This window comes from Roseovarius sp. Pro17, assembly GCF_035599575.1.
Lineage (GTDB): Bacteria > Pseudomonadota > Alphaproteobacteria > Rhodobacterales > Rhodobacteraceae > Roseovarius.
Window position 1 is genome coordinate 4179983 of the sequence record NZ_CP141179.1, and the last position, 9235, is coordinate 4189217.

The following is a 9235-nucleotide window of genomic DNA, read 5'->3' on the forward strand; positions in this document are numbered from 1 at the left end:
TTACATATCCCACCTCCAAAGCGGAGGCGGTTTTGGACGTCATTCTGACAAGTGCAGCAGGCTGTGTGCTGATGCTGCGCCATCCACATCGGATGCAGGTACAGAATGACGTGATATGTGCTAAGGGAATGCTAAGGTGGCTCTCCTATGTCATTGGCATTTTAGACAAATCAATGTCAGGCGCGTTTTTCGACCTTGTGGTCGATGACGTCCGAGATCGCGGATTTGCGCCCGGTCTTGTCGTATGTTTCGAGCGTGCGGCGCACCCTGCGCAGAGCCGCCAATCGTCCGGCAACCGTGCGAATCCCCTGTAGCGCACCGTCCAGTAGCGCCTGATTGCGCACCACCTTGCCTTGCACCTTGGTCATGTCCGCCTGATCGCTTGGCTTCTGGGCATTCATAGCGTCGATAATCCCCTCCTTGCGCTTTAGTAGCGCGCCGATGGCCTCAATATCGCCGTCCAGCAGCGCGCAGCGTTCATCGTCCAGCAGCGAATCGAGCTGGTCGATCAGTGATTGTGCGGTTTCATGGGTCATTCGTCGTCTCCATCATTGATTGGTAGAAGGAATCGGCTAGGCCGAGCCCACCGGATTTGACCATTTCATCGGCCAAAGCCTGTCGCTGGAAAGATGCGAACTGATCTTCGCCGATGCCGCCGGCAAAACCGTCGCTTTTGCCGAAGCCGGCGGATTTAAGCATTTCGGCCAGAAATGTCGCTTCCAACTTTTGCGCAGCCTCGCGAGCGCTGTTCATCGCCGTCAGCTTTGCATGTGTTTTTGGCTGTGCAGCCATAGAGATTGGTAAAGAATCTGTCACAGGAATACCTCGAATTGATCGAACTCCGTGGCATTTGATCGCAAACCGGTAAAGAAGCAGTAACCAGCATCTGCGAATATGCCTCTCGACGGAAGAATTCCTGGAGGCACCCATGCAGGGCTTTTTGACTACACTGACATCCGACGCCGCAACGCGCACACTCCATGTGCCGCAGCGAGGGTCATCTGCCGACCGCAATAGCGCCGCGCCAGCAGATGGCAAGACCAAGACGTTTCAGGACTTTATTCAATTATTTAAAGAGGATGACACTCCTCCTGTCCCCTCGCGGGTTGCGATTTCCCAGCCAGATGGCTCCACACGCCGGAATGCTGGGCTTGAGGATGAGGAGGGCGACCTTGGATCTGCCGCAGATGATGTGGTGGCGTTCGAAAATTTATCCGAATCGGATTCATTTGAATTTCTGGACGAGGAAGAAGAATCCTACCTCGGTCTCGGGCAAGAGTTGCTTGGCCACCGTGAGAATGGTGTGTCACTGGCCACGCGTCCTGAAATGCGTGGCCCAGATCGGCAATTTTCAAACGAATCCATAGCCATGGGCGAGCAGAGTTTCGCAAATGAGACCAAGCTGCAAAGCGCAGCGCGCGGCGAAACCCCAAAGGTGGCACTTGCCGGCTTGGCGATGCCCGTGGCCGGGCAGATTGGGCACGGCGAGCACTGGGCGGATGGTTCTGCACTCGTGGCGGATCGGCTGACAGGGAATGACGCACAACCCGCATTGGGGTTAACTGGCGCGACTGAACGTACCACGTCGTTATTGAACGACGTCAAGAATGCTGCACTCATGTCACCAGAGGGCAACGATGGTTTCATGCCGCTAGCTGAGGCAGGTACTTTGGCAGGCGCCGCGAAGACCGACGCCTCCGCCAGCGCGCTCGACAATGTGACGAAGACCATGATTGGCATGCGCGTGGCGAACGGCGGTGAGGCAGAATCAGATGTACTGGCCTTGCGGTCCGGCGCGCATTCGGGCGGCTCGCAGCATCAACAGCCCTCAATACCGTCGAATCAAACGCAAGTGTCCGATCCGGGACAAACCGCCCAAGCTATGCAAGGTCGCTCAGGTGATACGGACCTGCGCCTTGCCACAGACATGCAGGTGACGATTCGTTCGGCGGCGGGCGAAGCTGTCCCTGAGCAGGATGTGTTTTCGTCCATGCAAGATGCCTATTCATCTGCCGGGCGACCAGCGACGCCGCCGATCTCGGGGTATTTCGCCGTCACTGGCACAAGGCCCATTTCCGCTGCGGTGGACACAAGCCAAGTCTTTGCGCTGGAGGGCGACGCAGCAGGCGGACTGAATGATGAAACTGCCGATTCGCCCGTGCCGGGGGATCTGCGGATGGCGTCCGCATTGATGCCTGAGTCGCGCGGATATCTGGGGACGCTGGCGCAGTCGGTACAGACCGCGCGACATGTTGCGGGCCAGATACATGACGTGATGGCCAAGGCCGCCGATCGTCCAATAGACATTATTCTCAATCCCGCCGAACTGGGCCGCGTGCGGATCACTCTGTCGCATTCAGACGCAGGAATGATCGTCAACGTTGCTGCAGAACGGACAGAGACCCTGGATCTGATGCGGCGTCATAGCGATATTTTGGGTCAGGAATTTCATGACCTCGGGTATGGCGGCACCGAATTCACCTTTGACCGCGAGCAAAGCGCCCAAGACGGCGGGCCGCACGGCCCTGCGCGCCATGATGAAGCGCCGGCCACTGTATTAGCCGAGTCAGCCGGTTCGCCGATGATTGCTACGCCCGCACCTGCGGTCCCAGTCGATCGCCTCGATATTCGCCTCTAGAAAGGACATAAAAATGGATGCTATTTCACCGCCAATCGGATCGCCGCCCACAGACGCAAGAGGCGGTCCGGCTCAGACGGCCAAGGGCGCAACTGCGCTTAATTCTGACTTTGAGACCTTCCTGAAAATGCTAACGGCGCAGATGCAGAATCAGGATCCTCTGAATCCAGTCGATTCGACCGAGTTCGCGTCGCAACTCGCCGCGTTTTCGACCGTCGAGCAGCAGGTCCGGACCAACGACCTGCTGACCGGGCTGGGCACGCAGTTGGGCGTTCTGGGCATGGGGCAGTTGCAGGGGTGGGTCGGCATGACCGCCCGTGCTGAAATGCCGGTGTCGTTCGACGGTTCCGCCGTACCACTGACATTGAAGACCCGTCCGGGCACCGATCTGGCCCGATTGGTCGTGCGGGATGAAGTTGGCGGCATCGTGCAGGAGCAGGACGTCCCGCCGCGAGGAGGGGATTACAGCTGGTCGGGCCGTGATGGATCAGGAAATCAGCTACCTGAGGGCATTTACTCAATCTCAGTGGATTCGTTCCAAGACGACGAAGTGCTGGGTAGCGATCCGGTCCAAAGTCAGGCGCGCATCGTCGAGGCGCGGCTGTCAGGTGGCGCGACCGTCCTCGTCATGGCGGGCGGACAGCAGGTATCGGCCTCGGACGTTCTGGGGCTTCGCAACCCTGATGCATCTTGAACGTTCAGATGGATGTCGGTGGCATGATAGGGAGGGTATGCAAACCGACCCATTGGTGCCACAAAGTTATAAAAATCCGCAACATCTGCTCGCTTGGATGGGATGCGAAATTAACCGCTTGAGTGAGCGCCAGCCGGAGCCGGTGAAAGCAATCAAGTTATAGGGAAGTCTGTAGAAAGCAGTTTTCCACGTCAACTATGCGATGCTTTCGCTTAGTTGACGTGGAAATGTATGCCCAATGCATATCTTGAAACATAGGCTGGCAGACATATCGAAGAAGATTTCGACTCTCGCAGTCGCCGCTGCGCCCGTCGCCGCACAGAATGTGAACGCCGATCCACTCGTTTCCTCGCCAGTCGCGATGACGGTTTCGCCGCTCTGGTCTCAGACGGCATAGCTGTTGGTATCAGCACCATCGCGGCGATCGACTGCTGCAACGACTTCTGAATTTGTATTGCATTTGCGTGCGATGTAACTTGAAACGCGATCCGATGGGCCGCCTTTTTGTATTTTGGGGCTGTGTATGTATGACATTGCAAAGCGACGCTGGCGCTAATGATCTGCGTCTCAATGGGTAGGCCGCAATTAATGCGTTTCGAGTTTAGGTTGAGACACAGCTTGAATTCGAAACGCTTTAGCGCAGGGTCCGGATGATGAGGTGTTCGTTCAGCGGTCTGTGCGTTGGCATTCAGCCATCTGCGCTGGGCAGAAGGGTGGCTATTGCGGCGGCGATGGACTGCTTGCAACTCAAATGGGTCCCTCATGCGGCGCGCGATTTTGCTGGGCATTCCGCTGGTGAAAAGCGAACCAATAGAGGTATCAACCCGGCATCGCCTGCTTTCCTCGCGCTATGTGTTTCGCGATGCCGGGGCAGGGGGTGTCACGCGAAATGCGTCACGATGATCACCAGCGCGCCGCCTCCAATTACTCCGCCCAAACCCCATAGCGCCAGATCGCGACGGCTGCGGTGGGGCGGCTGCGGAGTTGGTGTTGCCGCGCTACGCATGATCGCCGTCTCGACCAACTGAGGTAGGCGCGGGCCAAAGCGGGCAAGTACCATCAGCGTCTTGCCTAGGCTTTGCGCTATGGCTCGCGGGCCAAGGCTCTGACGGATGTAGTCCTCGACTACGGGTTTGGCGACCTGCCAGATGTTGATCTGCGGGTTCAGTGAGCGCGCGACGCCTTCGACGACCACCATGGTGCGCTGCAACAGGATTAACTCGGTACGCGTTTCCATGCCGAACCGCTCGGTTACTTCGAAAAGGTAGCTTAGCAGACTTCCCATGCTGATGCGGCTGGCATCCATGCCAAAAATCGGCTCGCCCACCGCGCGCAGGGCGCGGGCGAACTCGTCCACGTCGCGGTCGCGTGGCACATATCCGGCCTCGAAATGTACTTCGGCGACGCGGCGATAGTCGCGTTTGATAAAGCCATAGATAATCTCGGCATAAACACGACGGGTGTACTCGTCGATATGCCCCATAATGCCGAAATCATAAGCGATGACATCGCCGTTCGGCGCAACCTTGAGATTGCCCTGATGCATGTCGGCGTGGAAATACCCGTCGCGCAGCGCATGACTGAGAAAAAGTTGAAGCACCCGGTCGCCGAGGATCACGCGGTCATGGCCAGCCGCGTCGATGGCATCGTTGTCGCCCAGCGGCGCGCCGTCGGCCCATTCCATCGTCATCACGCGGCGGCTGGACAGATCCCACTTGATACCCGGCAACTGAAAGCCAGTGTCGTCCTTGGTATTGGCCGCGAATTCCGACGCTGAGGATGCCTCCAGCCGCAGGTCCAGTTCGCCCATGACAACGCCTTCGAAATGGGCGATTACGTCGGTGGGGCGCAGGCGGCGGGACGATGGCGACAGCCGCTCAATCACGTTGGCGGCAAAATAGAAGGCGTCGATATCGACACGAAAGGCGCGCTCGATGCCGGGGCGCAGCACCTTGATCGCGACCGCATCGCCGGTATCTCGCAGACGCGCCTTGTGGACCTGCGCGATAGAGGCGGCGGCGACGGGCGGGCTGAAATCGTCAAACAGCACCTCGACCGGCGCGCCCAACTCGGATTGGATGCTGGCTTTGGCGACCTCTATTGGAAACGGCGGCAGCTTGTCCTGCAAGACGCGCATTTGTGCCGCCAGATCGTCACCCACAAGGTCGGGTCGCGTCGACAGAATCTGGCCGAATTTGATATATGCCGGCCCCAGCGCGGTCAGCGCACGGGTGGCAGGCGGCATGGCGGGATCACCCTTGGCGCCCAGCCATTTGAAGGGCCACGCGATGAACCGCAGGGTCGTGCGCACCAGCGGCGGCGCATCCAATGCGTCCATCACGACGGCCATCGCGCCGGTCCGCTCCAGCGTGGCGCCGGTGCGGATCAGGCGGATGATGTTGTGCGGACCGCGCATGGCGCTACAGCTTCCAGCCCGAGTGCAGGCAGGCGATGCCCATGCTCAGGTTGCGGTGTTTGGCGTTGCCGAACCCGGCCTGCTTCACCATGTTCAGGAATGTGTCCTGATCGGGGAACTGTCGAATAGATTCAACGAGGTATTGATAGCTGTCGCGATCACCTGCAATCGCCTGCCCCAAGCGCGGAATGATATTGAAGCTGTAGAGATCGTAGACCTTTTGCATCATGTCGTTCGGGATCTGGCTAAACTCCAGTATCATCAGCCGCCCGCCGGGACGCAGCACGCGGTATGCCTCGCTCAGCGCCTCCTGCGGGCGAGTGACGTTTCTGATGCCGAAGCTGATCGTATAGACGTCAAAGCTGTTGTCATCGAAGGGCAGTGCCATCGCATCGCCCACGACCCAATCCAGACTACCTGCCATCGCCTCGGCCTCGGCGCGTTTGCGGCCCTCGATCAGCATTGGTTCGGTCAGGTCCAGCACCGTGGCGTGGCCGCTGCCCGCGCGTTTCAGGAACCGGAATGCGATGTCGCCCGTCCCACCCGCAACATCCAGCAGGCGTTGACCGGGGCGCGGCGCCAGCCAGTCCATCATCGCATCCTTCCAGACGCGGTGAATCCCCATGCTCATCACGTCGTTCATTACATCATATTTGCTGGCAACCGAGCCAAAGACTCCGCGCACGCGGCCCGCCTTTTCATCCTCGGGAATGTCCTGAAATCCGAAATGGGTAGTTTTGTCGCTCATCGCTCTTGCCTTGCGCCGGTTCAGCCCCTTGTTATAGGGCGCTGTGCTGCGGACACAATGCGGCGCTGTAGCGAGAGGCCGAGACATGCCCGAATTACCCGAAGTTGAGACGGTTCGCCGCGGGCTTGCCCCCGTGATGGAGGGCGCTGTGATCACGCGCGCCGACGTTAATCGCGAGGGTCTGCGCTGGCCGTTTCCGCCTGACATGGCGGCGCGGCTGAGTGGGCAAAAGGTGTTGGGCCTGCGGCGGCGCTCGAAATACATCCTCGTCGATCTGGAGTCAGGCGAGACGCTATTAATCCATCTGGGCATGTCGGGGCGCATGTTAATTTCGGGAGATTCGTCAAACGGCAGTTCCGCCCCCGGCAACACAGGGCAGTTCGTGCACAACCATCCCGCGACGGAAAAGCACGATCATGTCGTGCTACATATGGAACACGGTGCGCGCATCACATTCAACGATCCACGCCGTTTTGGTGCGATGGACCTGTTTGCGACTGTGGGCGCCGCTGACCACGCGTTACTGGCCAAGCTGGGGCCGGAGCCGTTGGGCAACCACTTTGATGAGGGGTATCTGGCCAGCGCGCTGGCCGGGCGCAACACCCCGATCAAATCGGCGCTGTTGGACCAGCGCCTCGTTGCGGGCCTAGGCAATATATATGTGTGCGAGACGCTGTTCCGCGCCGGCATCTCGCCGCGCCGTAAGGCGGGACATATCAGCGCACGGCGCACCGCGGCACTTGTGCCCATAATCAGGGACGTGCTGCGCGACGCGATTGAGGCGGGCGGGTCTTCACTGCGCGATTTCCGGCAGGCCGATGGCGAATTGGGCTACTTCCAGCACAGTTTTGACGTTTATGGCCGCGAGGGACAGCCATGCAGGCGCGAGGGTTGCGACGGCGTGGTCGGACGGATCGTGCAGGCGGGCCGCTCCAGCTTCTACTGCGGCAGATGTCAAAGATAGGTTGATCCGTCCTGCCGGGGTGGTAAGACTGCCCGTCTGACAGAAACAAGCGAAAGCATATTTCATGGCCTATGAGACGATCATCGTCGAAGTAGAAGACCACGTCGCGCAAATCACCCTCAACCGCCCCGACGCCCTTAATGCGCTGAACGAGCAGTTGCTGGGCGAATTGGTGAGTGCGCTTCAGGAGGCGGAGGTAAACGACAAGGTGCGCTGCATCGTGTTGACCGGCTCAGACAAGGCGTTCGCGGCCGGGGCCGACGTCAAGATGATGGCCGACAAGACCTTCGTCGAAATGTCATCCGAGGATTTCTTTGGCGCGCAGCACGACGCGATCACCCGCATCCGCAAGCCGATCATCGCTGCCGTGTCGGGCTATGTGCTGGGCGGTGGATGCGAATTGGCGATGATGTGCGATTTCATCATCGCGTCGGAGACCGCCAAGTTTGGCCAGCCTGAGATCAATCTCGGGATCATGGCAGGACTTGGTGGATCGCAGCGCCTGACCCGTTTCATCGGCAAGTCCAAGGCGATGGACATGAACCTGACGGGCCGTTTCATGGACGCCCAAGAGGCCGAGCGTTCGGGGCTGGTCAGCCGCGTTGTGCCGGTGAAAAAGCTGAGGGAAGAGGCGCGCAGCGCTGCGGCCAAGATCGCCGAGAAATCCATGATTTCGGTCATGGCGGTCAAGGAAGCGGTCAATCGCAGCTACGAGACCACGCTGCAGGAGGGCCTCTTGTTCGAGCGGCGCGTGTTCCATTCGCTCTTTGCCACTGAGGACCAGTCCGAGGGCATGGCCGCGTTCAAGGAAAAGCGACAGGCGCAGTTTCGCGACAAATAGGCGCGGCGGCGCGCAGATGCGCCGCGCGTCACAACACGGTTGCATCGGGCAGCGCGCCAGATTATAGACCGCCGTCATACATGCGCGTGATGCCCGCTCTGGCAAGAATCATCTTCGGTCCGCCCGGAGGCTTGGGTTTGGCGTAATCCGCTTAGAAATTTGATACCGAACCAGATCAAGGATACGATTCTCATGGCAAATACGCCTCAGTCAAAAAAACGCGCGCGTCAGAACGAGACGCGCCTGGCCGTCAACAAGGCCCGCCGTTCGCGCATTCGCACCCAACTTCGCAAGGTCGAAGAGGCTATCGCCTCGGGCGACAAGGATTCGGCCACCGCAGCCCTGCGCGCAGCCCAGCCCGAGCTGATGCGCGGCGTCACCAAAGGCGTCTTTCACAAGAATACGGCCGCGCGCAAGATGTCGCGCCTGTCGAGCCGCGTGAAGGCACTCGGACAAGCTTAATAAACTGTTAACGCTAAACAAAAAGGCGCCCTTTTTGGGGCGCCTTTTGCATTTTTTCGAGGCAATCGGGCCGCGCAGATTCTTTTCATGCAAAATCAGAGTCAAGGAATAAGATCGGTTGCCGGGCCGCGCGCCGACTTGCTATCTTGGCCTTGCGATTCACGCTTGGGGGGACAGGCTGATTCCGGTGACGGGCCTTTGGGGGGTCATGTTGCAGGGAACTTTCGGGTTAAACCCGGCATGTCCAAATAAAGCACACCGACGATGTTCGCGACAGAGCAGGGCCTGACTCCTGCTCTATCGTGACTATCGTTTTGATATTTGCGTTCGCCGGTCGTGGCGAGCGCGTCTTCTGAACATGCGTTCAGAGGGATTGTTTGGGTGTGTCTTCTGGTCGTGGGTGGCGACGATTGCGCTGAGCTTACAGGCTTGGTGTGGAACCGAAACGACATAGCCGCGAAAGCACAGACGC

Annotated in this window: 9 protein-coding genes; 5 read left to right on the top strand and 4 right to left on the bottom strand. The window is 59.2% G+C overall.

What is annotated here, in order from left to right; genetic code table 11:
• Positions 1–176 precede the first annotated feature (176 nt).
• Positions 177–536 (bottom strand): flagellar protein FlgN, encoded by a 360-nt coding sequence (locus U3654_RS20175; RefSeq protein WP_324753313.1) that lies wholly within the window; start codon positions 534–536, stop codon positions 177–179.
• Positions 526–930, bottom strand: a complete 405-nt coding sequence (locus U3654_RS20180) for a rod-binding protein (RefSeq protein ID WP_324753314.1) — start codon at positions 928–930, stop codon at positions 526–528. The genes U3654_RS20175 and U3654_RS20180 overlap by 11 nt, the downstream gene beginning before the upstream one ends.
• Between U3654_RS20180 and U3654_RS20185 the strand changes: the two genes are divergently transcribed.
• Together U3654_RS20185 and U3654_RS20190 are read left to right on the top strand one after the other, a co-directional pair.
• A complete protein-coding gene (locus U3654_RS20185) occupies positions 929–2638 on the top strand; it encodes a flagellar hook-length control protein FliK (protein WP_324753316.1) in 1710 nt (569 codons plus the stop codon). The two genes, U3654_RS20180 and U3654_RS20185, sit on opposite strands and share 2 nt — an antisense overlap.
• A gap of 13 nt (positions 2639–2651) precedes the next feature.
• Entirely contained in the window at positions 2652–3332 is a 681-nt protein-coding gene (locus U3654_RS20190) for a flagellar hook capping FlgD N-terminal domain-containing protein (protein WP_324753317.1), read from the top strand.
• An 880-nt stretch (positions 3333–4212) separates the two neighbouring features.
• Here the strand turns inward: U3654_RS20190 and ubiB are convergent.
• The gene (ubiB, locus tag U3654_RS20195) at positions 4213–5748 is read right to left on the bottom strand and encodes a 2-polyprenylphenol 6-hydroxylase (protein WP_324753318.1); all 1536 of its coding nucleotides are present in this window, start codon (positions 5746–5748) and stop codon (positions 4213–4215) included.
• Between the two features lie 4 nt (positions 5749–5752).
• Positions 5753–6496 carry a bifunctional demethylmenaquinone methyltransferase/2-methoxy-6-polyprenyl-1,4-benzoquinol methylase UbiE gene (ubiE, locus tag U3654_RS20200; protein WP_324753319.1) on the bottom strand — a complete coding sequence of 248 codons (744 nt, stop codon included), beginning with the start codon at positions 6494–6496 and terminating at the stop codon, positions 5753–5755.
• Between the two features lie 85 nt (positions 6497–6581).
• On the opposite strand from ubiE, the gene mutM reads away from it, so the two are divergent.
• The 3 genes from mutM (at position 6582) to rpsT (ending at position 8763) form a co-directional block, all read left to right on the top strand.
• Positions 6582–7460: a bifunctional DNA-formamidopyrimidine glycosylase/DNA-(apurinic or apyrimidinic site) lyase gene (gene mutM, locus U3654_RS20205; RefSeq protein WP_324753320.1), complete on the top strand. Its 879-nt coding sequence runs from the start codon at positions 6582–6584 to the stop codon at positions 7458–7460.
• A gap of 64 nt (positions 7461–7524) precedes the next feature.
• On the top strand, positions 7525–8301 hold the full coding sequence (locus U3654_RS20210; protein WP_324753321.1) for an enoyl-CoA hydratase: 777 nt from the start codon (positions 7525–7527) through the stop codon (positions 8299–8301).
• A 192-nt stretch (positions 8302–8493) separates the two neighbouring features.
• On the top strand, positions 8494–8763 hold the full coding sequence (gene rpsT / locus U3654_RS20215) for a 30S ribosomal protein S20 (RefSeq protein ID WP_324753322.1): 270 nt from the start codon (positions 8494–8496) through the stop codon (positions 8761–8763).
• The last annotated feature ends 472 nt before the right edge of the window (positions 8764–9235 follow it).